The sequence below is a fragment of the uncultured Desulfobulbus sp. genome, assembly GCF_963662935.2.
GTDB lineage: Bacteria > Desulfobacterota > Desulfobulbia > Desulfobulbales > Desulfobulbaceae > Desulfobulbus.
Genome location: NZ_CAXXTL010000002.1, coordinates 1,801,342 through 1,824,031, shown reverse-complemented (window position 1 = coordinate 1,824,031; position 22,690 = coordinate 1,801,342). Strand labels below are relative to the sequence as shown.

Here is a 22,690-nt window from a genome sequence, read left to right as displayed (position 1 = left end):
CGCCCGCCACGGAAGACGGTGGTGCGTGGTGCCACGAATCGTTTGGCCGGAGAGGGATGATTGATGAAGAACCGGACCCATTGGCTGCCGAAAGTGCAGTTTTTCTGGCTAGTAATAGCTTTGGCGGCAGTTTTCGGCTTCAGGGTCTCGCTCCTGCCCTGGCGACCGGCAATAATGATGGTGGCCACGGCCGTGGGCGGCCTGGTGCTGACCGGTTTTTTCAGCTTGCTGGTGCTGTTCGTGCTGCTGCGCGCGGGGCGGCGGGGCGGCGGCAAAAACTGCCTGTTCTCCGCTGCTCTTTCCTTGCCGGCCCTGATCAGTGTCCTGCTGCTGGGCGTGCAGGGGGCAAAGGCACCGTTGATCCACGACATCACCACCGACACCGACAACCCGCCCGTCTTTCGTGCAGCCCAAACACTGCGCCAGGCCGAAGACAACAGCATCGACTATCCGGGTAAAACGGTGGCTGACCGGCAACAACACGCCTATCCCGACATCAAACCAATCGAAACACCACTGCTGCCGGCAGAAACCTTCGCTCAAAGTCTCGCTACGGCTGAAAAGCTGCGCTGGCGGGTTATCGGGCAAGAGAGGGAGCAGGGATTGATCGAGGCGGTGGATCAGACCCTCATATTCGGCTTCACCGATGACATCATCATCCGTATCGCCCCCACCGGCAATGGCAGCCGGATCGATCTCCGCTCTGCTTCCCGTGCCGGGATCAGCGATCTGGGCGTCAATGCCGATCGGATCAGAGCTTTCAGGCGCACATTCAACAGCATTCGGTCAAAAGAATAAGCGTATGCACAAACCCCTTATCTTGGTCACCAACGACGACGGCGTTTATGCGCCGGGCATCCGGGCGCTGCACGAGGCGGTCAGTTCACTTGGTGAGGCGGTGATTGTTGCCCCCGAACGAGACAACTCGGCGGTCAGCCATTCCTTGACCATGAACCGGCCGCTGCGGGTGGTGCAGTTGGATGAACACATCCACACCATAGACGGCACTCCCACCGACTGCGTCACCATCGCTATCAATAAGATTCTGCGCCGCAAGCCCGATCTGCTGGTGTCCGGGATCAACCCCGGCGCCAATTTGGGCGACGATATCAGTTATTCGGGCACGGTTTCGGCGGCCATTGAAGGGACTATGTACGGTATCCCCTCACTGGCCTTCTCCCTGAGTGGGACGCCGCCCTACGATTTCGAGGTGACGGCGGCGGTTGCCTGGAAACTGGCCTCCATGGCCCTGACCATGAATCTGCCGCCCAAATCCCTGCTCAATATCAATATTCCGCAACTGACCGCCGGCGAAATTCGGGGCATCCGCTTTACCTGCCAAGGTCGCAGGCTCTATCGGGACGCTATCCAAGAGACCTTTGATCCCTGGGGACGCAAGCATTACTGGATCGGCGGCGGCACTGTGCACTGGTCCGGCGGCGACGACACCGACGAGCAGGCGGTGCGCAGCGGTTTTATTTCGGTCACCCCGATTCAGCTCGACCTGACCAACCACGATGGCCTGGAATACCTGGAGCAGCAATGGAAGATGTGATGATGAACGCACGTCCTCGCCGGGTTCAGTGATGCCGCTGCTTGGCGCCCATCAGTCCATAGCCGGCGGCCTGCACCTGGCCTTTGACCGGATCAATCAGGTCGGTGGCGAGGCGCTGCAGATCTTCACCGCCAACCAACGACAGTGGCGTGCTCCACAGCTCGGCGCGGAGGATATTCGGTTATTTACTGAAAAATGGCGGCAGAGCGGCGGGATGCCGGTGGCAGCCCACGCTTCCTATCTGATCAATCTGGCTGCATCGGAACAGGAAAAGGCAGTGAAATCGGTGGCGGCCTTTGTTGAGGAGCTGCAACGCTGCCTGCGGTTGGGCATTGCCTTTGTGGTGATTCATCCCGGGAGTCATGGCGGCGCCGGGATAGAAGCAGGGCTGGACGAGGTGGCACGCAATCTGGATCTGGCACTTGAGCGTTCGGGCGCCCTTGATTCCAATCTTAAAATTTTGTTGGAAACCACGGCGGGTCAAGGAACCTCGCTGGGCAGCCGGTTCGAGGAGCTGGGTTGGCTGCTGGGGCAAAGCCGGTATCCGGAACATATCGGGGTCTGTGTCGACACCTGCCACATCTTTGCTGCCGGCTATGACCTGGGCAGTGCGGCGGGATATGGGCAGACCTTTACTCAACTGGAACAGCACATCGGCTGCGATCGCGTCCATTTCTTCCATCTCAACGATTCCAAAAAAGGCTGCGGCAGCCGGGTCGACCGGCACGAGCACATCGGCGCCGGGCAGATCGGGTTGGAAGGCTTTCGTTGCCTGCTCACCGATCCCCGTTTTTGCAACCACCCCATGACGCTGGAAACCGATAAGGGCGATGATTTGGCCGAGGATGTTGAAAATCTCCAGCGCTTGCGGAGCCTTGTGACCTGACCGCCCTTCCTTGGGAATAGCCGTTTTGCTGATTTTCCTTGTAGAGTTTACCGTAAATTTACTGTACTTCCGAATGGTTCCTGGTTATTTAAGCCACATTGTGTTCGTTTCATTATCAAGAACATCTTGGAAAGGAGGAAAAGCGTATGAAGAGGTATGTTGCGGAAACTTTCGGTACATTTTGGTTGGTCTTCGGCGGTTGCGGCAGTGCTGTTCTTTCGGCGGCTTTTCCCGAAGTCGGCATCGGGTTGCTGGGGGTTTCCCTGGCTTTTGGCCTCACCGTGTTGACCATGGCATATGCCATCGGCCATATCTCGGGTTGCCATCTGAACCCAGCGGTATCGGTGGGATTATGGGCTGGCGGCAGATTTCCGGCAAGCCAATTGCTGCCCTACATCGCCGCCCAAGTGGTGGGCGGTATTCTCGCTGGTGGGGTTCTCTATCTTATTGCCAGCGGCAAAGCGGGATTTGATCTGGCGGCCGGGTTTGCCTCCAATGGCTATGGTGCCCACTCGCCGGGCGGCTACTCTCTGCTGTCCGCCCTGATTACCGAAGTTGTCTTGACCATGATGTTTCTCCTGGTCATTCTCGGCGCCACCGATCAGCGGGCGCCGCAGGGCATGGCGCCGATTGCCATTGGTCTTTGCCTGACCTTGATCCATCTGATCAGTATTCCGGTCACCAACACCTCGGTTAACCCGGCCCGGAGTCTGGGCGTGGCCTTGTATGTCGGCGACTGGGCACTTGCCCAGTTGTGGCTGTTTTGGGTGGCCCCAATGGTCGGCGCTGTTCTGGGTGCGGTGATCTATCGCTTCATCGGCGCAACCGAAGAGTAAGGTAAACAGGTTGCTCCAGTTCCGTCGGCGGCAGGCTGCACAAGGCCTCTCTCCTTGCCTGCCGTCGGCGGTGCTTTTTCAACACCACGATCGATCATGAAAACAAAAATCCTGCATTACCCCGAGAACGGCGTGCTGGAGATTATAGCCACGGGAGAACTGTGCAACGATAAGGCCTGCGATCTGATGCAGATCACCTTGGGGCACATCACCAGTAGTTTGGCTTTCCGGCTTGTGATCGATTTGCGGGCTACCCGACTGAATCATGGTTTTTCTCTGTTCAATCTCTACCGTCTGGTGGAGAATTTTCGGCAGGCCACTGTTTGTCGTGATGTTCAGATCCTCATTCTTTCCCGGGGCGAGGAGAAAAAACGGCGGTACCTGGAGCGGGCCGCCGGGCAGGCAGGGATTGATCTGCAAAATTTCAGCAGCCGGGCGGATATACGCGAGTGGCTGGGCGGTCAATCTTCTTTCGAAGGAATACGCTGAGAGACGGGCCGGGCGGCAGTCTTTTTGATGATCTTGGGCAGGCAAACTCTGCCTTGCCCCGGTCCCTCAACGCCCCTCCTTTATTTCTGAAAACATCCCTGCAGCAGTTTTTTGCTCGTTGTTCTCTGCACATCCACCGGTTAGATTCTCCTCTCCCTCTTGTGCGACTCAACCTCTTCAGCCGAAATTTACGCTGAAAATTTTGAGTACTGCTTGTGTCTGGGCGGGCAATATATTATCCTCGCAAAGCTGTTGTGTTTTGCATTGTAGGCGACAGCGTCGGTATTGCCGGATGATCCGGGGGTGTTGAAGATAAGGTGTGCCGGAAAAGTCTCAGCTAGGCCTTGCGTTCATTGCAGGGTCACTGCAGATATATTCTCACGATAAATGGAAACCGGTTTGCATGAAACCGGCGAGAACAGGGTGGAAAGATGTTCAACCAGGATCTTGAAGTAACGCTGCAAAAGGCATCGGCCGATCAACTGAAACCAAAACCGGACCAGAGCACATTGGGATTCGGCCAGTTTTTTACCGATCACATGTTCACCATGCGCTGGAACCGTCAGGATGGTTGGCGCGGTGCCACCATCGAGCCCTACCAGTCCTTCGAAATGGACCCTGCCGCCATGGTGTTCCACTACGGTCAGGCTATTTTTGAGGGCATGAAGGCTTATCGCGGCAAGGACGATCAAATTTTTCTCTTCCGACCCCAGGATAATTTCACCCGCATGAACCAGTCCGCCGAGCGGATGTGCATGCCCCGTTTTCCCCAGGAGCGTGTTCTCCAGGCTCTGCGCGCCATGGTCTACCTCGATCAAGAATGGGTGCCCAAGACACCGGGAGCAACACTCTACATCCGGCCTACCATGATAGCCACCGAACCTGCATTGGGCCTTCGTCCGGCGGAGGAGTACCTGTTTTTCATTATCTGCTGTCCGGTCGGAGCCTACTACGCCGAGGGCTTCAGCCCTACCAGGATTTATGTTGAGGATAAGTATGTACGGGCAGTGCCGGGCGGCGTCGGCAACGCCAAAACCGCCGGCAATTATGCGGCCAGCGTTAAGGCCCAAGTCGAGGCCCACAAGAAGGGCTACACCCAGGTTTTGTGGCTGGACGCGGTCGAGCGGCGGTATGTTGAGGAGGTCGGCACCTCCAATATCTTCTTCCTGATTAATAACGAGTTAATCACCCCGCCGCTGGAAGGTTCAATTCTGCCCGGTATTACCAGGGATTCTGTCCTGCAACTGGGGCGCGACTGGGGCTATCGGGTAAGTGAACGCCGCATCACCATCGACGAGGTGGTGGCCGCCGGCAAAGACGGATCGCTGACAGAAAGTTTTGGCACCGGTACGGCCGCGGTCATCTCTCCTGTCGGTGAATTGTGTTACCGCGAGCAGCACCTCAAAATCAATGGCGGCGCAACCGGAGATTTAGCCAAAAGGCTATTTGAAGAGTTGCAGGCCATTCAGTTCGGTTACCTGGAAGACGCTCACAAATGGCGTGTCCGGGTGGGGTGAACGGAAACAAATAATTCAGCATCTCCCCGCTTAATATTGTTATTTCAGCTGGTTGGGTGATTATTTTTTTCAATCGCCCTGCCCTTGATTTTTCAAGAAGGGAACCTATTGTTTTGCGCAGTTTGAAGACAGAAGCTTCGTTTTCGTCCAATAAATGCGGTTTGTGCCGACCGTCGGACTAGCAAACTACCCCCATCGGCTCAAACGCTTTTCGTTTACTACCTATAAAAAAATTAGACAGGAGGAATGTCCATGAAAATTCGGCCATTGAATGACCGTATTTTGGTCAAGAGACTGGAAGGAGAGGCAAAAACCGCTGGCGGCATCATTATCCCCGACTCAGCCAAAGAAAAACCGGCTGAGGGCGAGATCGTCGCTGTTGGTCCCGGCAAGTTGAATGACAATGCCGAGCGCGTCGCTATGGATGTTGCGGTCGGTGATCGCGTGCTATTTTCCAAATACGGCGGCACCGAGGTAAAACTGGACGGCGAAGATTTTCTTATTATGCGCGAGGATGATATCCTTGGTGTTATTCAGGCGTAAAAAAATAGATATCAATCCATTCGTTTATTAGGAGATAGAAATAATGGCTTCAAAAGAATTGAAATATGGTGATAAGGCCCGTGAGAAAATGCTGGCTGGTGTCAACACCTTGGCTAATGCTGTCAAAGTGACCCTTGGACCCAAGGGCCGCAATGTTCTGATCGAGAAATCCTTTGGTGCACCCGTCATCACCAAGGATGGCGTCACCGTTGCCAAAGAGATCGAGCTGAAGGACAAGTTTGAGAATATGGGCGCCCAGATGGTCAAGGAAGTTGCTTCCAAGACCTCTGATGTTGCCGGCGACGGTACCACCACCGCCACCGTGCTTGCCCAGGCCATCTACACCGAGGGAGCCAAGCTGGTTGCCGCCGGTAACAATCCAATGGAGATCAAGCGCGGCATTGACGCCTCCGTGGCCGCCGTAGTTGCCGAACTTGGCAAAATCGCCAGCCCTACTAAGGAGCAGAAGGAAATCGCCCAGGTCGGCACCATCTCCGCCAACAATGACGAGACCATCGGCAATATCATTGCCGAGGCCATGGACAAGGTTGGTAAAGAGGGTGTTATCACCGTGGAAGAAGCAAAATCCATGGAGACCTCGTTGGATGTGGTTGAAGGTATGCAGTTTGACCGCGGTTACCTTTCTCCCTATTTTGTGACCGATCCGGAGCGGATGGAAGTCAGCATGGACGAGCCGCTGATCCTGATCAACGAAAAGAAGATCTCCAGCATGAAAGACTTGCTGCCGATCCTCGAGTCCGTTGCCAAAATGGGCAAGCCGCTGTTTATCATCGCCGAAGATGTCGACGGTGAGGCTTTGGCAACCTTGGTTGTCAACAAGCTGCGCGGCACCCTAAATGTTGCCGCTGTTAAGGCACCTGGTTTTGGTGATCGTCGCAAGGCGATGCTTGAAGATATCGCCACTCTCACCGGTGGCCAAGTTATCACCGAAGACCTTGGTATCAAGTTGGAGAACATCACCGTCAACGATCTCGGTAACGCCAAGCGTATCGTGATTGACAAGGACAACACCACCATCATCGACGGCGCTGGCGACAAAGAGAAGCTGGCTGCCCGCGTTAAGCAGATCCGTGCTCAGGTTGAGGACACCACCTCTGATTACGATCGTGAGAAGTTGCAGGAGCGTTTGGCCAAACTGATCGGCGGTGTTGCCGTCATCAATGTTGGTGCCGCGACTGAAGTAGAAATGAAGGAGAAGAAGGCTCGCGTTGAGGATGCACTCAATGCCACTCGCGCAGCAGTTGAAGAGGGTGTTGTCCCCGGCGGCGGCGTTGCCTACCTGCGCTGCCTCAAGGTGCTGGATACCCTCAAGCTCGAAGGTGAGCAGGCTCTTGGGATCAACATTATCCGCCGTGCGCTTGAAGAGCCGGTACGTCAGATTGCCGCCAATGCGGGCCGTGAGGGTTCGGTCATCGTCGAGCACGTCAAGAATTTGGAAGGCCCCATGGGTTTCAACGCTGCCACTGAGAAATACGAAGACTTGATCGAAGCGGGTGTTATCGATCCAGCCAAAGTCACCCGATACGCACTACAGAACGCAGCTTCTGTTTCCGGCCTGTTGCTTACCACTGAATGCATGATCGCTGAGATGCCTGATGAAGATAAGGGCGGTGGTGGCGGTATGCCTCCAGGCGGCATGGGCGGCATGGGCGGCATGGGCGGCATGATGTAAGCCAACCTGCTGTTCAGCGCTGAATTTTTTGCTGGACCTTAGAGCCCTTTCCCGTCGATTTTTCAAGGGAAAGGGCTCTTTTCTTATGCATGAGAAACTAGCGGCATCGGTGGCAGGCATAAGAATTGTTGTTGACAAACAACGATAAATTTTGAATATTAGTGCGGTTCAAGCCTACCGGCTTTTTCAGATACGGCGATGTAGCTCAGTTGGTCAGAGCGCACGGCTCATATCCGTGGTGTCCGGGGTTCAAGTCCCTGCATCGCCACCATTTCGAAGTCCGGAGACATCCGGCGACATATATAAACCCGCAATTCTGCAAGGATTGCGGGTTTTTTTGTTGTCCATAGAGATCTGGAGAAATCCATTGACATCTGGGGGCATCGGCCTTTCTTGCTGTTGGCGATGCCCCCAGGAGACAGTTTTTTCATCTGAATGTGATGAGAATACAGTATGTTGTTGAACCATCGCAGAGGTTGCGTGGTGTTCCTTCCCTCCTGAACACCCGGGGGCATCTTGTCTATGACGATAAAAGGAGATGCCCCCATGCCATTGTCAGATATCAGTGTTCGCAACATTAAACCAGGGATACGGAACCAGAGATTATTCGATGGTGGTGGGCTTTACCTCGAAGTCACACCCAGTGGCGGAAAACTCTGGCGTTACAAGTATCGTTTTGGCGGGAAAGAGAAGCAAATCGCGCTTGGTGCTTACCCCGAAATTTCGTTGAAAGAGGCACGAATACGGCATGTTGAAGCTCGAAAGCAACTGGCCAATGGACTAGACCCCGGTGAAGCACGAAAAGCTGCCAAGTCTTCAGAGCAGGGTGGCGATAGTTTTGAGGCGGTTGCCCGAGAATGGCATGCTATCTTTTCGCCATCCTGGTCCGAGTCTCATCGCAAGAAATTGCTTGGTAGGTTGGAGCTTTATTTATTTTCATGGATTGGAAGACGACCAGTCCATGAGATCACTGCCCCTGAGATCTTAGGCGCGATCCGCAAGATTGAGGCAAAAGGACACATCGAAACAGCCCATCGAGCTCTTGAATTATGCGGACAGGTTCTTCGCTTTGCCGTTCAAACGGGTAGAGCCGAAAGGAATTGTGCAGCTGATCTGAAAGGGGCCATTCCGCCAGCCATCAGTAAACGGATGGCATCAATAACTGATCCCGTGCAAATAGGTCATCTGCTGGATGCGATTGAACGTTATCCCGGATCATTCATTACTCGCTGTGCGTTGCAACTTGCACCACTCTTATTCCTGCGCCCAGGTGAACTCCGCAAAGCTGAATGGTCAGAATTCAATATCGCCCTGGCAGAATGGCGAATTACCATTGATCGTATGAAACGAAGCCAGCAAGAAAAAGAAGCGAGGCGGGGGGAGGTGGCCCATATTGTTCCCCTTTGTTGGCAGGCGATTGATATATTGAATGAATTACAGATGCTCACCGGCCAATGTCGTTATCTCTTCCCCGGGTTGCGAAATAAGGATCGTCCAATAAGTGATGCCACATTGACAAATGCATTGCGCCAAATGGGATATACCGGTGACGAAATTACGGTCCATGGCTTTCGTCATATGGCCTCAACACGGCTTCATGAGATGGGTTTCCCGTCGCACCTCATTGAAAAACAACTCTCCCACGGTGATCGAAATAGAATCAGAGCAGTCTACAACCATGCGGAGTATTTGCAAGATCGTCGAAAAATGATGCAGGCATGGGCTGATTATCTTGACTCTCTCAAGAGTGAAAAACGCCCTTTGATTATCCAAGATGGGGAAATTGTGGGTATCCGATGAGAATAGGTGGTGTTGAGTTACCTTAGTGATATAAGCCTGTTCATCCTGGGCCCCGCCGGAGTGAGCGCCTCTCCGCCTTCGCCACCTGGAGGTGGAGCGTGGCTGGGGGAAAGGGGCAAGGCTGCGAGTGAGCGAGCACCCGCAGGGCTTGGCCTTGCGGCTTTGCCGCAGCCATGCTACCTGAAGCCTTTCTCTAAGCCCTGAAACACCAAAGGCCTCCACCCGAGGAGGCCTTTCACTGTGCATGCTCAATGTCCGCGTCGCGTTAGATTGCCAAACGGTCAATTGATGCCGTGGCCGATGGTTATAATCTGAAACACCGCGAGAAGTCACCTTCCCGATTCGCTCCCAAGATTTCAGCGTGGGACTGTTCACCGCTGCTGGCCTGTGCGCCTCTGCGCCGATCAGGTCAGATGCAGATCTGCCACATGAGGTCCGGCCCTGCGGGCCGATCCGTGTGTCATCAGACAAAGCGCCACGGTGCGCTACATATCATCACTGTATTCGGGCCAAGGTGCCTGGTCAACCGGTTTTCTTCTCTGTTTTCCCGCAAGCCGCTTCATCTTGGCCCTGGCATTGAACAGCTCCCGCTGCTGGGATTCGATCTTGCGCTCCTGGGCGTAACTGTGGCGCAGACCATGGCCACCGTTGGAAAAGCCCAACTCGCGTTTGCTGGCAGAAGAGAAACTCTGACCCCAGGTCCGGCCGCCGCCGATATCGTAGTGCTGGCTATAGTGCACACCCCGGTCGATCACCAGGCGAGGCTCCGCCAACCTCCTGGCTTCCAAGGCCGTGACCAACTCCCCGGACAACACCACCTCGCGTACCAAACCACCCTTGCCGACAACGGTGTAGCGATCTCCATCCCGGCCGGTGAACCGCTCTGTACTCCACTGGCGATAACCGGAGGTAGATTGTTCACCAGCCGGCCGCAGGGTGAGCAGCTCATTCGCTCGCAACCCGGCATAATAGGCCAAACGCGTGGCCAGACTGTTGGCCCCGCTCTGGGCATGCGCGATCCGCTCCATCTGGGCCGGGGTATAGCTCCGGGTGGAGAGGGTGCTCTCTTTGCTGCTGCAGACGATTTCCAACTTCTGACCCAGATGAATCTGGATCGCCTGGCGGTCCAGGTCGAGGGTCTTTTGACCAACCAATTGGGAGCGCTCGGCCAGATAGTGCCGGGCCTCCTCCTCGCTGGCGCTGCGCAGATCCCCCAGCCGATGCTGGCGGAGATAATCGGCAAAGCCCTTGAGGGCCTGCTCATAACCACGGGCCGTACCCAGACTGTGAATCCGACCGTCGTTCTGGTGATCATGCCTGCCGGTCCCCAGGGCAATCTTGCGGGAGACGGCATGTTCAGCCTGGGCCTTCGAGGAGCGGAAACTCGGCACGGTGCAACTCCGGCAAGCGTTTGAGGTAGCGGTCAATCGAGCTGCGGTGGATACGGCAGCGATGGATGCGCAGCCACTCGGCCAGATCGGCGCAGGAGGCGCCGGCCCGACGCATGGCCACCAGTTCTGCCCGGTACCGGTCCAGGCGGCTTTTGCGGTAGTGTTTCCGCCTGGCCACTGCCCGGCGGCTGCGAATGCGCGCGACCTCGGTCTGCGCATCAAATGTCTCGTCATGTGTTTCCATGGTTCGTCCTCCGAGCTTTGTCGCGCCCGGCGCGGCAAAGCGGTGCTGGGGTGCGGGTTCCGCGCTGTGTCGGCGCCTGCTGACACAGCGCGGAAATCCGGGCATCGGTTTTCACAGTGGCCGGCAGCAGCAGGTGACAAACAGTCTTCTGTTGGTCAGCGCTGCAACCATCAGGGATATCCGCGCCTGTTGCATTGCAGCCGTGCAGGGCACGGTTGCCACACTCTCAGGAGCAGCCGCTCACCTGCCGGGCCTCCCAGGCTTTCATCTTGGCTAGGATCTGGACCACACCCTCCGGGGCATGAGTGTCGAAAGGATACTCATCTCTGGCAACGGTGCAAAACTGGTCACGCTCGGTGTCACTCAGGCTCTGCCACAGTTCGTCACGAGCTTTATTCTCAAGCTCTTCCATCTTCTGTTGAACCACCCAGCCCGGCAGTCTGCATTTCCTGCCGTCTCCGGGTCTCCTGGGCACGTTTTTGCCGTTCATCAGGAGGCACATACCAGTCGGGGATAACCAAGGACTCGCAGAGGGTGTTGAGGTAGCCACCAGGATTGCGGATCTCTCCCCGGTCACGTCGCCAGGTTTCCGCCGCGACATCGGCCGCCTGCCGTAAACGTCCCGGACCGTGACGTTGCATCAGTCCACCCAGTTCCTGATCAGAGATGTTTGACAATGGTGTCTGTGACAACAACAGACGCACTCCCTCTGTTGTTGTCTTCTCTACTCTGTTCTTCTCTGTTCTGTTCTCAGGCGTGACATCACGTGACGGATAAGCGTGACTGTCACGTGACACCGATGGTGACACCTCGGGTTCTTTTTCCCGGTGCCGCTGTTGGCGGAGCCGGTCCTTCTCTCTGCGGATCTCCAGCTTGTCCTCGCTCTGGTACTTGCGCCAGTTGCGAATCCGGATGACCGCATCCCGCTCGATCATCTCCAACCGGGTAAACAGGTCCAGACCCTGTTCGATGATTGATTCGGGCATCGCCAACAGCAGGCTCAAGGTCTCGGTCGTATAGGGATTGTTCTCGGAGATCATGAGCGCCCCACCCCGGCTGCACTTGCCTGCCTCGGCAATCAGCATCACCCAGAGCAGCACCAGGGTATCACCCTTGGGTCCCTTGCGGATCAGTTTGATCTTGCGGTGTTCAAAGATGTCGCACCTCACTTTGACCCATTCCATAGCCACCTCACAGCACGGTGTCCTGGATGAGCCGACGGATATCCTCCACCCGCCAGGCTGTGATGCGCGGCCCGAGTTTGACCGGGCGAGGGCAACGGCCTGATTTGACCCCGGCCCACCAGGTGCTTCTCGACACCGGGATCAGCGCAGGGACCGGAGGCTGGGCCTTGGAATCACCGACAATCTGGGGCAGGCGCAGAAAGCCGGTTTCCGGCAGGGTGCTCCTTGGCATCAGTTCCATGGCGCCCTCCTTTTGGTCAGACAACAGGAAGCTGGGATCACCCCCGCGAAGGCGGTGTCATGGTGTTGGCGATACGTGCACAACGGTGTCACGCAGCGCATGCGAAATATTTTTGTAGAACGTGCCATAACGGATTGCTCCTCTTGAATAACTAATGAGGATTCCGTAAGAAAACCGGCCGTCCGGTTTTCATCTCGAGGCGGTGGAAAGCCCAAAAAGGGCGAAAAAATCTCTTACATGAAGCTGCTGGATGTCAGCACCCCTGGAAAAAGGAAAAAGAGGGTGCTGAACGTTCCTGGCTCTGGATGGATGGCGGTCGTGAGGGCAAATTTTTCCTGGAGCTCATCTGGCGGCCTGTTGCACGAGGGTGTGCGGGCAAACCGAGCCTGAACGGAAAGGAATCCGTGACGACCTGATCGTGGTTTCGATGTCCAATGCAGCGGTCAGCGGTGCGGGTGGACGATTGAGGAATGCGCTGCCTCCATGCGGGCAGGTGACCTGGCATTTTCTCGTATGGTGGTGGCCTGTGCCCCGCATTCACGGAACACTTGAGTTGCTCTGCCAAGCAGAGCAACCGGCGTTCTCTTCCTCCATCGCCTGCTGTGCATGGGGCGGTGGAGTTGGCCTAAGGCCACGAGAACGAACCATCGTTGCCTTGATGTGCTCTCAACGGGTCCGATTTCTGGTCCCGACCGGATGCCAGCGGAGCAACGCCGGCAATGGTCGGGGGAGATCCTGTGCAGTGCTACCCTGGCACGGATCAGCGGTTCTTCGTCCGGGAACCGGGCAGGGTTCTCCGGACTGCGTATGTGATAGTATCTGTTGTTATTCGATTGCCTGTAGTCTCACCGTCTCGGGCGGAATCGGGAATACGCGCATAAAATAGATGTACCCAGCCTGGTTGTCAAGAGGGTTAATTGCATTTAACGTTGACAGATCAAAACGATACCCAACCGATACGCTATCGGCTCCCCTGCATACCGCTTGCCATCCGGCAGCACAAACGATCCACACTACACACCCCATTGGAGGTTCTTACCATGGCACAAAAGCAAGCAAAAGTGATCAAAAAGAACGGCAGGCGAACCCCCACCGCCAAGCTCATCGATGTCCGTTCTCCGCTGGCCAAACAGATGCTGCATTTGGTGGTGCAGTTCGACTTGGCCTACGATCATCTGAAAGCGCACTGGAAAGAAATTGGTGGCATCCCGGAGCAGGAAGTTGGAGCTCATGGGCAATGCTCAAAAGGCGGTGCAAGAGTTCTCAGCCTTTATGGAGGAGTTTAGTGAGAGAGTGGGGTTTGACTATTGTCCGCCGAAGCGCTGAACAAATAGAATTGCCATAAATAGAATGCGATAATTTCGGGGGTGTCAGGCTCATGGTTATTGTATAAAGTACGCCTCGTACCGGAGGAAGAAAATTATGATTGAAAAGAGGCAAGCGACGATCCTGGTGGTCGACGACGAAGCGGCGAATATTCATCTGCTGACAGAAATTTTACAATATGATTATGCCGTTCTAGCTGTTAAAAGCGGGGAGCGTGCCCTGAAAAAAGCCGAAGAGTCGCCGCCCGATCTGATACTCCTTGATGTGATGATGCCGGGCATGGATGGTTTTGAGGTGTGCCGGCGGCTTAAGGAGCATTCGTTGCTTCAGGGGATTCCTGTGATCTTTGTCACTGCTCTCGGCGATCAGGTTGATGAGCAGCGGGGCTTTGAAGCAGGTGGCGTGGATTACATCGTCAAACCCGTTTCCCCACCAATCGTTCAAGCCCGGGTCGCCACCCATCTGCGCTTAAAAGCCACCGAAATGCGGCTGCGCGCGACCCTGCAGCAAACCTTGGCCGGTACTACCAGCCTGCTCACCGATCTCCTCAGCCTTGCCAATCCCGTCGCTTACAACAGGGCAACCCGACTCAGTTTGTATGTTAAACTCCTCAAACCACGCCTGGAACAGCAGGATTTCTGGCAATTTCAACTGGCTGCCATGCTCTCGCAAATAGGGTGTCTGACTATTGCACCGGAGGTGTTGGAAAAGGCAGTACGGAGTGAGCAACTCCCGGAAGAAGAGCAACTGCTCATCGCGGCCCACCCTAAAGTGGCTTGCCAATACGTGGCCCGTATTCCGCAGCTTGAAAACGTGGCCGCCATTATTGCCAGTCAGACAGAAGGCGACGCACCTGCTCTGGAGTTAACGGGGCTGGATCATGATGTTATCCGCCAAGGAACCAGCATTCTCCGGATGGTTATGGCCTACGACAGCGCACTAAGCAGCGGTCTGGATCCGAAGCTGGCACTGGGTCGGTTAAGGGCGAATAAACGGGCCTATGGCGAGAATCTCGTTGCCGCTCTCGAAGAGGGGCTACAGGCCAATGCCCAGGGCATGGAATGGCGTCGTATCTCGGCACACATGCTCAAGCCTGGTTATATTCTCACCAAAGATGCACTCTCCACCATGGGGAAATTGCTCCTCTCCGCCGGAACTGAACTTTCCGAACCAATGGTCGGCGCTTTGCAACGCGCGGCTGCCACCGGCCAGTTTGAAGACTTTTTGGAAGTGCTGGTTCCCTGCCAGGATCTGTCCAGCTTTTCGCTGATGGATGAACTGCCGCTATAGCCCTGTTGCCGGAGGAGTGCAGCTTTGCGCGAGAGGGCACATCCGGCTCAGGATTCTTTGTCGTCAGCCGCTTCCTTGGTTGCGTCGAGACGGGCTATTTGGAGCGTAACCAGGGCTTCGGTGAAATCGTAATTCTGAATCTGCCGTTCCAGTTTGCGCGCATCTTCTCCCAACAGACCGGTGATCATCTCTTTCGCCTCCCGGTATTGGGTGATGGCTCCCGTGTCATCGTTGACAAGCAGTACCTCCAGTTTATCCACGACCTCTTGCGCCTGCGCCCAAGTCACCGCCTTCTTCTCTGGCGGCGACTGCACATCACCAGCCCGGTCAGCCAGTACTCTTTTGAGCGCTGCAGCGAGCTGGGGCAACTCTTGCCTGAGCGCGGTCAGGTCAAACTCACTCTCCTCGCCTTGATCATTCATCTGCGCTTGTTGTTCAGAAACTGCCGCCAGCTGTTGAATCTTGACCAGACCGAGGGTCCCCGCAACCCCTTTGAGGCAGTGGGCGATCTGGCGGATGGCTGCAAAATCGCCAATCGCCAGCTGTTGCTCCATTTTCACGGTGTCATTGCCGTGATCCTCGACAAAACGTTCCAACAGGTTCAGATAGCGGGTAAGGCTTCCATTCAGGGAGCGCAGGATAATGAGTGTTTCAACTCCTTCAATCTTCTGCAGGGCGGCGAGCAATTCAAAATCACCATTTCTTTCTGCAACTTCATTCTTTTCATTAATTTCTCTACTGGCTTCATCCACCCTGCAAAGCACTGGGAGCCATTGCACCAATTTCGCATAGAGCTGTTCAGGTTCAACCGGCTTGGCCAAATGGTCGTTCATCCCGGCCTGCAGACAGGCCTCCCGGTCTTCATTGAAGGCGTTGGCTGTCATGGCCAGAATCGGCAGCTCCTGGCAGGAGGGGAGCTGCCGAATCTGCATGGTTGCCTCGATACCGCCCATCAAGGGCATTTGCAAATCCATAAGCACAAGGTCAAATGCGTCTGAATCAGCCATTTCAACGGCCAGTTGTCCGTTGCCGGCAACGGTGCTCCGCATGCCGACAGCCTCGAGCAATTGGCAGGTCACTTCCTGGTTGATGGCGTTATCCTCGACAACCAAGATACGGGCGCCCTGCCGTTTTTCCAGCTCCCGGCTATTCACCCTGGGTTGAAGTTCTGGCAGCTCGTGCCCGTGCCCGTGCCGGCGATACAGCAGCTCAGACAAGGCGTCATGAAGGATCGATGGGGTAACGGGTTTATTGATGATTTTGCTAATACCGGCTTGTATCGCCTCTACCTGGGACATCTGATCGCGGAAGGAAGTCACCATGAGAAATATGGCTGGTCTTTCGCTCTGGACCGCCTGGAGAATTTTTGCGGTTTCGACGCCGTCGATACCAGGCATTTTCCAATCCACCACGATCAGCTCATAGGGCGCCTGAGCCTGTTTGGCCGCCAAGGCAGCAGCAACCCCTTCTTCGCCAGACTTGACAGCCTGCACTTGCAAGCCAAGTTCGGCAAGCATGTTCACAAGAATATTCCGCGCATCTTCCGAATCATCAATAACCAAGACCCGCATGCCCCTCAGTGGCTCCCGGGGTACCCCCGATTTTGGCAACATTTTGGAAATGGCAAAGGGCAGGTCGATCCAGAAGCGGCTGCCCCTGCCTATCTGGCTTTCCACGCCAATGCAGCCTCCCATCAGCTCGGCGAGTTTCTTGCTGATAGCAAGCCCTAGGCCCGTTCCGCCAAAGCGTCGGGTGGTGGAACTGTCGGCCTGTTCGAAGGCATGAAACAAACGCTCCATCTGCTCGGGAGAGATGCCGATGCCGCTGTCCTGCACCACGAAACGAAATACCCCTTGTTGATCATCCTGTTCCAGAATCTGCCCAAGGAGACGAATGGTCCCGTTCTCGGTAAACTTGACCGCGTTACTGACCAGGTTGAGTAGAATCTGGGTGAGCCGGAGGCTGTCGCCGCGCAGCACCAGAGGCAGATGATCAAGATCGACCAGCAGATTCAGTCCCTTGAGGAGCACGGTATCGGCCACGGTGGAACAGACATGGTCTATCACCCGCGCGGGTTCGAAATCGTGGACATCCAAACGGATCTTGCATGCCTCTATTTTTGAAAGATCAAGGATATCGTTGATGATTTGCAGGAGGTGCTGGGCTGAAGTGGACAACCGTTCCAGCTGGCTCGTCTGACGCTTTGTGAGGGAGTCCATCTTGAGCAAATGGGTATACCCGATGATCGCGTTCATCGGGGTACGAATCTCGTGGCTCATATTCGACAAAAACGCGCTCTTGGCAGTATTGGCCGTCTCGGCGGCCAGTTTGGCTGCTTCGAGTTCGGCTGTCCGCACTTGCACAAGTTTCTCCAGATGCGTCCTGTATTCCGACAACTCCCGTTCCGTCTCGATCTGGGCGGTGATGTCGCGCATGATTCCCACCGAATGCCAGGCGCCGCCGAGGACAAGGGCAGAGAGTGAAAGTGCTATTTCAATTTCCTCGCCATCCTTGCGAAGGGCCTGCAGCTGGACTGTTTTTCCCACCGCCTTGCCTTGACCGCTTTCGCTGAACCAACGCATCGCCTCGCTCTTGGCGCCATGATACCGTGCAGGCGCCAGGAGCGTATGTACCGGTCGCCCAAACGCTTCATCCGCTGAATAGCCGAGGATACGTTCGGCTGCCGGGTTCCAGAAGGTGACCTCCCCGGTCGGCCCCATCATGATAATGGCGTCCTGGGCATTTTCGGTGATACTGCGCAACCGCGCCTCGTTTTCCCGCAAAGCGTCTTCCGCCTGTTTTCGATCGGTGATGTCCAAAAGAGCACCAACAATGCCGAGCATCTCACCGCTACGGTCCTTATAGGCGGCTTTGTGAAAGATGACCTCGCGCAGGCTGCCGTTCCAGGTACGCACCTGGGCCTCGTAGCGCTGGGGCCCGCCGCTTGCCAGGAGTTCCACATCCTTGGCATGGTATATTTCAGCCAGTTCGGGGGGGCTGATATTAAATACGCTTTTGCCAATCAGCTCCTCTTTGGCAATCCCGTAAAAAAGTTCATACGCGGTGTTGCAGCTTATATACCGGCCCTTGGTATCTTTATAAAAGACAGGCACGGGTATGGATTCAATGAGGATGCTGAGAAAATTCTCACTTTCCCGGAGCGCCTTTAGGCCATCCACCCGCTGCCCATTGACAATGGCCAGCGCGACGTGATCAGCAACCTGGCAGCCAAAGGTAATCTCATCGCTGGTCCACGTATGCGCCTGATTGACATATTCAAAGCAGATCGTCCCGATATTGCGGCTGCCGGACAAAATAGCGCAATCGAGCATGGCGGTGATTCCAGTCGGCTTGAGATAGGTTTCCACATAACCGGCGGTGCGTGGATCGCGGTGGGCATCGTTGGCATCCACATAGCGATTACTCTTGAGCGCCTGGAATTCCGGGCCGTATTCCTTTTCATCCAAGATCGCCCCGGAGGAGTGCCGCTTGTCTTTGAACTCGTACAAATCCTGGCAGACCAGCAGAGTCTCCTCTTCGTTAAAAAGCCAGATTGAGAGACGGTTGATTTGTAAGGTTTCTCCTACGAGTTCGTTAATTTCCCGCGAGAACTGTTCAATGTTGCCGTTTCGTCCCGCTTCGGACTGATTCATTGTCCGGATGATATCGTTATACTGCCGGAGCCGTTCGGTATGGGCGGCCTGCTCTCGCTCATGCGCTTTTTGTTCGGTCACGTCGCGCCACGTGCTGCAAATCAGCGGTCGGCCGTTATGGTACACTTGCTTCAGGGTAACAGCGGCTTCCTGCCGTTCGCCGCTTTTACGCCGATGGGTAGTTACAAAAGCCACCGTTGCTCCAGCAAGCACCTGATCGATATTGGCCTTGATGATTTCGAGCGAGTGTTCGGTTTGGATGGCCTCGATCGACAGGTGCGCGAACTCTTCGCGATTGTAGCCCAGCCCTTGATGGGCGGCCTCATTAAAACTGATGAAGCGGCCGATGGCAACATCAAATAAGGCGATGGCATCGGTAGTCTGCTGGAACATGGTTTCCACTAGGGCCTCGCGTTCACTGAGCGCTACCAGGGCACGGCGACGGACAATGAGCAAGAGCAGGCGTTCGAGAATGCTGTCTATCAGGGCGCGTTCTTCTTGAAGAAAGGCGCCAGTATCAATCTCCGAACGTTGTTCACGATAGACTACGGCGAGACGAAGCAACTCGCCGTCTTCGGTTTGGCGCTCCGCCTGCAATATCCACGGCGTCTCTTGAAAACCGGGTGAATCGTAACAGCGGTCATCCCATTCGATCCGCGCTGCCGCAATTTCAGGATACTGCCAGCCGGAAGGAATGAGCTGAACGATATTGCCCAGCAGGGTATCCATGGGTAAATCGGTGTTGCCGGTGGCGACCAAGATTTCATACAGACAACGCTGTTCCTTGACCCGCTCCTGCAGTTTCCAGCGTTCTTCCGCCAGGGCCATTTCCGCCAGCTTATGGTTGGTAACGTCACGGTTGCAGCCCCGCAACCCAAGATAGCGGCCATCCGCGCTGAAAATCGGCTTACAGGTATGGCACACCCAAATAATCTCGCCATTGGTCTTCACCATGCGGAAATCCATCTCCTGGTGCTGCGAGCTCATGTCTAGGGGGGCCTGATAATGCTCCAGCCAAAGCTGTTTATCTTCCGGGTGGATGATACGGCTCAGCAGTCCATCGAAATCGTTCTGGAATTCCAGCGCGGAATATCCGGTAACGGCAGTACAGGCCGGAGATATCCAAAGCAGCGCGCCATCCGGAGCGCGCCAGTATTCCCAGTCGTAGGTGTTGTCGGCAATGGTGCGCAAACGCTCTTCGCTGCCCCGGAGCGCTTCTTCCATTTCTTTGCGGCGGGCTTGTTCGCGTAAGGCCTTGATGCCAAAGACCAGCTCAAGACTGAATTGTGACAACAGCTGCAATTCGCTGAGGTCAAAGGCATCCTCTTCTTTGGCATAAATATTCAACGCCCCGTAATTCTGGCCGTTGCCGTCAATCAAAGGCAAGGCCAGGCTGCTCTGAAACTGGCGCTGTATGGCGGAATCCCGCCAGGGTTGCAGCTCTTCACCCTCATCGACAAACCGGGCAATTTGGGGTTTGCCCGTTCGAATGGCCATGCCAGTGGGGCCACGGCCGGTGGCGCTGTCATCCCAAGTGACCGTGATATGCTCAAGGTACCCGTCATCGTCACCCCAGTGACCAACGGGGCGGACCTGGTAATCGGGTTGGGCATACCCGATCCAGGCCATTTCGTAGCCGCAGGTCTCAACGAGAATGCGACAGATGCTGCTGATGTATGAAGATTCGTCGCAGGCTTTCACCGCAGCATTGCTGCTGCCTAGAAAGGCATTCAATGCCCGGTTGCTTCTGCGCAGCGCTTCTTCTGTTTGCTTTCGCTCCGTGATGTCATTGATGGCAATTAGCGCCATTTGCTCATCTCCATCATCAAGCGACGACATCGACAGCAGGGCCCAATACGGCCGGCCCTGACCGTCGAGCATCGGCACCTCCTGGTCATGGACATTGCCCTCTTCACGCAGCATCGCGATGAGACGTTCCCGGTCTTCAGGGTGCAGATAAAAACGGATCGACCGACGGTCTTCGTGCTGTTCTCCGGTCAAGCCCAGGAGCGCTTGGGCCCGGCGGTTGGCATAGCGAACTTCCCCATTGCGGATGGTGCTGATCACCATCGGAAAGGGTGCGCCATCCAACAGCTGGCGGTATCGGGCTTCGCTTTCCTGAAGGGCACGCAATGCCTGGTGCCGCGTGGTATTATCGCGGACGACAATGAGAAAGGTATCCGTATACTGGATAGAACAAATCCGGGCCTCGAAATAGCAGGTTCCTTGTGGCATGGGCAGGGAGTATTCAAAGCTCACCGGCGTTGTTGAATCCCTTGTCAGTGTTAGGTGTTGACTGAACAGACTGGCTACATCGGGGGGCAGAACATCGGTTATTTTTTTCTGCAGAAACTGCTCGGGTGGCAAATATAGATTGGCGCCCTGAGACCCCCGGTAATTGAGGAGAACGCCTCGTGAATCAACAATAAAATAAAAATCAGGCAACAGTTCGAAGAGTGAGTCAAAGAGCTGGTCCTGGTGCGAGGCAATATTATTGGACTGGCGCAGAGCGGAGACATCATTGAGAACCGCCAGCAGGCATGCTTGACCTGCATAGTCTATGTCTTGCGAATGAATCATGACATGCGCGATCGAGCCATCCCGCCGTTGCAGCGGCCAGACGCCAGGGCACGAAACCGGGCCGGTGGTACTGCCGGATTGCGCAACAAAGCGCTGCCAATTGGGATCAACAAAGAGCCGTGAAGCCGGCATGCCCTGGATTTCTTGGTCACTATAACCTAGAAGACCGGTCAAGGCGGCGTTGGCCGCGATGATAGTGGCTCCAGCCGACTCGCAGAGAAACATCGGAGCGGGATTTTGTTCAAAAAACAGATGATATGCGGCCATATCCGCCGGACAAGGAGAAGAAGCGCTGCTGTTCATGCTTGTTGCTCCTGCAGCGGGGGATCTTCGAGGCGTTTTTGTATCTTGAGAAAATCATCAAGGACTGCCGCAAAGGCCTCCACCACGACCGGATCGAAGTGCGTCCCCTGCTGTGAGTGAATCAGGTTGACAGCTTTTTCCGTTGGCCAGGGTTCCTTGTACACACGAGGCGTGGTGAGCGCGTCAAAGACATCGGCAACGGCCATGAGCCGGGCGGCGAGGGGAATAGTGGTTCCTGCAATGCCTTCGGGATACCCGGTGCCATCCCATTTTTCATGATGGCAATAGGCTATATCACGCGCCACCTCCAAAAAGGTAAGTGCTTCCGGTTTGATTGCTGTGGAGTTTGCGGGATGACGGCTGAGTGTGGTTTCCATGGCTCTGGCCAGGGCATTGCCCCCGATACGACAATGAGTTTGCATAACAGCCCATTCTTCGGCGGTGAACTTGCCTGGCTTCAATAAAATATGGTCGGGAATACCGATTTTGCCAATATCGTGGAGGGGGGAGGCTTTTACGATACGATTGAGCATCACTTTACTCAATTCCAATCCATATACCGGGTGCGTTTGCAACTGGCGCGCCAGTGCCTCAACATACGCTTGCGTTCGGGCGATATGATTGCCTAAATCAGAATCACGCGTTTCCGCCAGTTGCGCCATGGCTGTCAAACTGACATCCTGGATGAGTTGATTATCTGTCATCCGCTTCTGCACTTCGGTTTCAAGCCAGGCGTTCTGGTCTTTTAGGCGATCCCTGCTTTTTTTCACTTCAAGATGCGCTTGCACCCGCGAAAGAACCACGGCGGGTTTGATCGGCTTGGTGATATAGTCCACCGCGCCAAGGCGAAGGCCGTATTCCTCGTCATGCTCCTCGCCCCGGGCTGTGATGAACATGACGGGGATTTCGGCTGTTTTCATATTCTGACGCAACTGCTTGAGCACCGAATAACCATCCATGCCCGGCATCATCACATCCATCAGAATTAAATCCGGCAACGGCGCCCGGTTCATGGCGCCCAAGACCTGCTCACCTGATTTGCAGGCGCGAACGCTGTAAAAAGAGTTGAGCAGACCATCGAGCACTTCGATATTGATCGGCTCATCATCAACAATCAAAACAATCGCTTTTTCCATAATACGACTCACATTGGGTGAAG

The 22,690-nt window shown here is 55.4% G+C and carries 18 protein-coding genes and 1 tRNA gene; 12 read left to right on the top strand and 7 right to left on the bottom strand.

The window, feature by feature from the left end; all coding sequences use genetic code 11:
• The first annotated feature begins 63 nt into the window (after positions 1–63).
• The 10 genes from ACHZCX_RS12340 to ACHZCX_RS12295 all read left to right on the top strand — a co-directional run bounded on the left by ACHZCX_RS12340 (position 64) and on the right by ACHZCX_RS12295 (position 9,319).
• Positions 64–798, top strand: a complete 735-nt coding sequence (locus ACHZCX_RS12340) for a DUF1499 domain-containing protein (protein ID WP_319587529.1) — start codon at positions 64–66, stop codon at positions 796–798.
• A gap of 4 nt (positions 799–802) precedes the next feature.
• On the top strand, positions 803–1,555 hold the full coding sequence (gene surE / locus ACHZCX_RS12335) for a 5'/3'-nucleotidase SurE (RefSeq protein ID WP_319587528.1): 753 nt from the start codon (positions 803–805) through the stop codon (positions 1,553–1,555).
• A complete protein-coding gene (locus ACHZCX_RS12330) occupies positions 1,518–2,441 on the top strand; it encodes a deoxyribonuclease IV (RefSeq protein WP_319587527.1) in 924 nt (307 codons plus the stop codon). The genes surE and ACHZCX_RS12330 overlap by 38 nt, the downstream gene beginning before the upstream one ends.
• A 146-nt stretch (positions 2,442–2,587) precedes the next feature.
• The gene (gene aqpZ, locus ACHZCX_RS12325; protein ID WP_319587526.1) at positions 2,588–3,277 is read left to right on the top strand and encodes an aquaporin Z; all 690 of its coding nucleotides are present in this window, start codon (positions 2,588–2,590) and stop codon (positions 3,275–3,277) included.
• Between the two features lie 96 nt (positions 3,278–3,373).
• The gene (locus tag ACHZCX_RS12320) at positions 3,374–3,766 is read left to right on the top strand and encodes a hypothetical protein (RefSeq protein WP_319587525.1); all 393 of its coding nucleotides are present in this window, start codon (positions 3,374–3,376) and stop codon (positions 3,764–3,766) included.
• 431 nt (positions 3,767–4,197) lie between these two features.
• Positions 4,198–5,283, top strand: a complete 1,086-nt coding sequence (locus ACHZCX_RS12315) for a branched-chain amino acid aminotransferase (protein WP_319587524.1) — start codon at positions 4,198–4,200, stop codon at positions 5,281–5,283.
• A gap of 252 nt (positions 5,284–5,535) precedes the next feature.
• Positions 5,536–5,826 carry a co-chaperone GroES gene (groES, locus tag ACHZCX_RS12310; protein WP_319587523.1) on the top strand — a complete coding sequence of 97 codons (291 nt, stop codon included), beginning with the start codon at positions 5,536–5,538 and terminating at the stop codon, positions 5,824–5,826.
• Positions 5,827–5,869: 43 nt separating this feature from the next.
• Positions 5,870–7,519 carry a chaperonin GroEL gene (gene groL / locus ACHZCX_RS12305; RefSeq protein WP_319587522.1) on the top strand — a complete coding sequence of 550 codons (1,650 nt, stop codon included), beginning with the start codon at positions 5,870–5,872 and terminating at the stop codon, positions 7,517–7,519.
• A gap of 194 nt (positions 7,520–7,713) precedes the next feature.
• Positions 7,714–7,790: transfer RNA gene (locus tag ACHZCX_RS12300), tRNA-Met, on the top strand.
• Between the two features lie 275 nt (positions 7,791–8,065).
• The gene (locus ACHZCX_RS12295) at positions 8,066–9,319 is read left to right on the top strand and encodes an integrase arm-type DNA-binding domain-containing protein (RefSeq protein ID WP_319587521.1); all 1,254 of its coding nucleotides are present in this window, start codon (positions 8,066–8,068) and stop codon (positions 9,317–9,319) included.
• Positions 9,320–9,804: 485 nt separating this feature from the next.
• On the opposite strand, the gene ACHZCX_RS12290 is transcribed toward ACHZCX_RS12295, so the two are convergent.
• The 5 genes from ACHZCX_RS12290 to ACHZCX_RS12270 form a co-directional block, all read right to left on the bottom strand.
• The gene (locus ACHZCX_RS12290) at positions 9,805–10,710 is read right to left on the bottom strand and encodes a hypothetical protein (RefSeq protein WP_319587520.1); all 906 of its coding nucleotides are present in this window, start codon (positions 10,708–10,710) and stop codon (positions 9,805–9,807) included.
• A complete protein-coding gene (locus tag ACHZCX_RS12285) occupies positions 10,676–10,954 on the bottom strand; it encodes a hypothetical protein (protein WP_319587519.1) in 279 nt (92 codons plus the stop codon). Before ACHZCX_RS12285 ends, ACHZCX_RS12290 begins: the two co-directional genes overlap by 35 nt.
• Positions 10,955–11,180: 226 nt before the next feature.
• Entirely contained in the window at positions 11,181–11,366 is a 186-nt protein-coding gene (locus ACHZCX_RS12280) for a hypothetical protein (RefSeq protein WP_319587518.1), read from the bottom strand.
• On the bottom strand, positions 11,353–12,138 hold the full coding sequence (locus ACHZCX_RS12275) for a phage replisome organizer N-terminal domain-containing protein (RefSeq protein ID WP_319587517.1): 786 nt from the start codon (positions 12,136–12,138) through the stop codon (positions 11,353–11,355). Before ACHZCX_RS12275 ends, ACHZCX_RS12280 begins: the two co-directional genes overlap by 14 nt.
• Before the next feature lie 7 nt (positions 12,139–12,145).
• On the bottom strand, positions 12,146–12,370 hold the full coding sequence (locus ACHZCX_RS12270; RefSeq protein ID WP_394708830.1) for a helix-turn-helix transcriptional regulator: 225 nt from the start codon (positions 12,368–12,370) through the stop codon (positions 12,146–12,148).
• A 1,049-nt stretch (positions 12,371–13,419) separates the two neighbouring features.
• On the opposite strand from ACHZCX_RS12270, the gene ACHZCX_RS12265 reads away from it, so the two are divergent.
• A complete protein-coding gene (locus ACHZCX_RS12265; protein ID WP_319587515.1) occupies positions 13,420–13,665 on the top strand; it encodes a hypothetical protein in 246 nt (81 codons plus the stop codon).
• A 136-nt stretch (positions 13,666–13,801) separates the two neighbouring features.
• On the top strand, positions 13,802–14,995 hold the full coding sequence (locus ACHZCX_RS12260) for a response regulator (RefSeq protein ID WP_319587514.1): 1,194 nt from the start codon (positions 13,802–13,804) through the stop codon (positions 14,993–14,995).
• 47 nt (positions 14,996–15,042) lie between these two features.
• Here the strand turns inward: ACHZCX_RS12260 and ACHZCX_RS12255 are convergent, their stop codons facing one another.
• Complete coding sequence (locus ACHZCX_RS12255; protein WP_319587513.1) at positions 15,043–21,531, bottom strand: PAS domain S-box protein; 6,489 nt, start codon at positions 21,529–21,531, stop codon at positions 15,043–15,045.
• Positions 21,528–22,667: an HD domain-containing phosphohydrolase gene (locus ACHZCX_RS12250; RefSeq protein ID WP_319587512.1), complete on the bottom strand. Its 1,140-nt coding sequence runs from the start codon at positions 22,665–22,667 to the stop codon at positions 21,528–21,530. Before ACHZCX_RS12250 ends, ACHZCX_RS12255 begins: the two co-directional genes overlap by 4 nt.
• Positions 22,668–22,690: the final 23 nt, after the last annotated feature.

Excerpts from the sequence above, each read along its gene's own strand:
- ACHZCX_RS12330 (WP_319587527.1), top strand. The coding sequence starts at position 1,518 with ATGGCCTGGAATACCTGGAGCAGCAATGGAAGATGTGATGATGAACGC.
- ACHZCX_RS12295 (WP_319587521.1), top strand. The coding sequence starts at position 8,066 with ATGCCATTGTCAGATATCAGTGTTCGCAACATTAAACCAGGGATACGG.
- ACHZCX_RS12315 (WP_319587524.1), top strand. The coding sequence starts at position 4,198 with ATGTTCAACCAGGATCTTGAAGTAACGCTGCAAAAGGCATCGGCCGAT.
- ACHZCX_RS12285 (WP_319587519.1), bottom strand. The coding sequence starts at position 10,954 with ATGGAAACACATGACGAGACATTTGATGCGCAGACCGAGGTCGCGCGC.
- ACHZCX_RS12255 (WP_319587513.1), bottom strand. The coding sequence starts at position 21,531 with ATGAACAGCAGCGCTTCTTCTCCTTGTCCGGCGGATATGGCCGCATAT.
- ACHZCX_RS12250 (WP_319587512.1), bottom strand. The coding sequence starts at position 22,667 with ATGGAAAAAGCGATTGTTTTGATTGTTGATGATGAGCCGATCAATATC.
- ACHZCX_RS12340 (WP_319587529.1), top strand. The coding sequence starts at position 64 with ATGAAGAACCGGACCCATTGGCTGCCGAAAGTGCAGTTTTTCTGGCTA.
- surE (WP_319587528.1), top strand. The coding sequence starts at position 803 with ATGCACAAACCCCTTATCTTGGTCACCAACGACGACGGCGTTTATGCG.
- ACHZCX_RS12320 (WP_319587525.1), top strand. The coding sequence starts at position 3,374 with ATGAAAACAAAAATCCTGCATTACCCCGAGAACGGCGTGCTGGAGATT.
- ACHZCX_RS12260 (WP_319587514.1), top strand. The coding sequence starts at position 13,802 with ATGATTGAAAAGAGGCAAGCGACGATCCTGGTGGTCGACGACGAAGCG.
- aqpZ (WP_319587526.1), top strand. The coding sequence starts at position 2,588 with ATGAAGAGGTATGTTGCGGAAACTTTCGGTACATTTTGGTTGGTCTTC.
- groES (WP_319587523.1), top strand. The coding sequence starts at position 5,536 with ATGAAAATTCGGCCATTGAATGACCGTATTTTGGTCAAGAGACTGGAA.
- ACHZCX_RS12275 (WP_319587517.1), bottom strand. The coding sequence starts at position 12,138 with ATGGAATGGGTCAAAGTGAGGTGCGACATCTTTGAACACCGCAAGATC.
- ACHZCX_RS12280 (WP_319587518.1), bottom strand. The coding sequence starts at position 11,366 with ATGGAAGAGCTTGAGAATAAAGCTCGTGACGAACTGTGGCAGAGCCTG.
- ACHZCX_RS12265 (WP_319587515.1), top strand. The coding sequence starts at position 13,420 with ATGGCACAAAAGCAAGCAAAAGTGATCAAAAAGAACGGCAGGCGAACC.
- groL (WP_319587522.1), top strand. The coding sequence starts at position 5,870 with ATGGCTTCAAAAGAATTGAAATATGGTGATAAGGCCCGTGAGAAAATG.
- ACHZCX_RS12270 (WP_394708830.1), bottom strand. The coding sequence starts at position 12,370 with ATGCCAAGGAGCACCCTGCCGGAAACCGGCTTTCTGCGCCTGCCCCAG.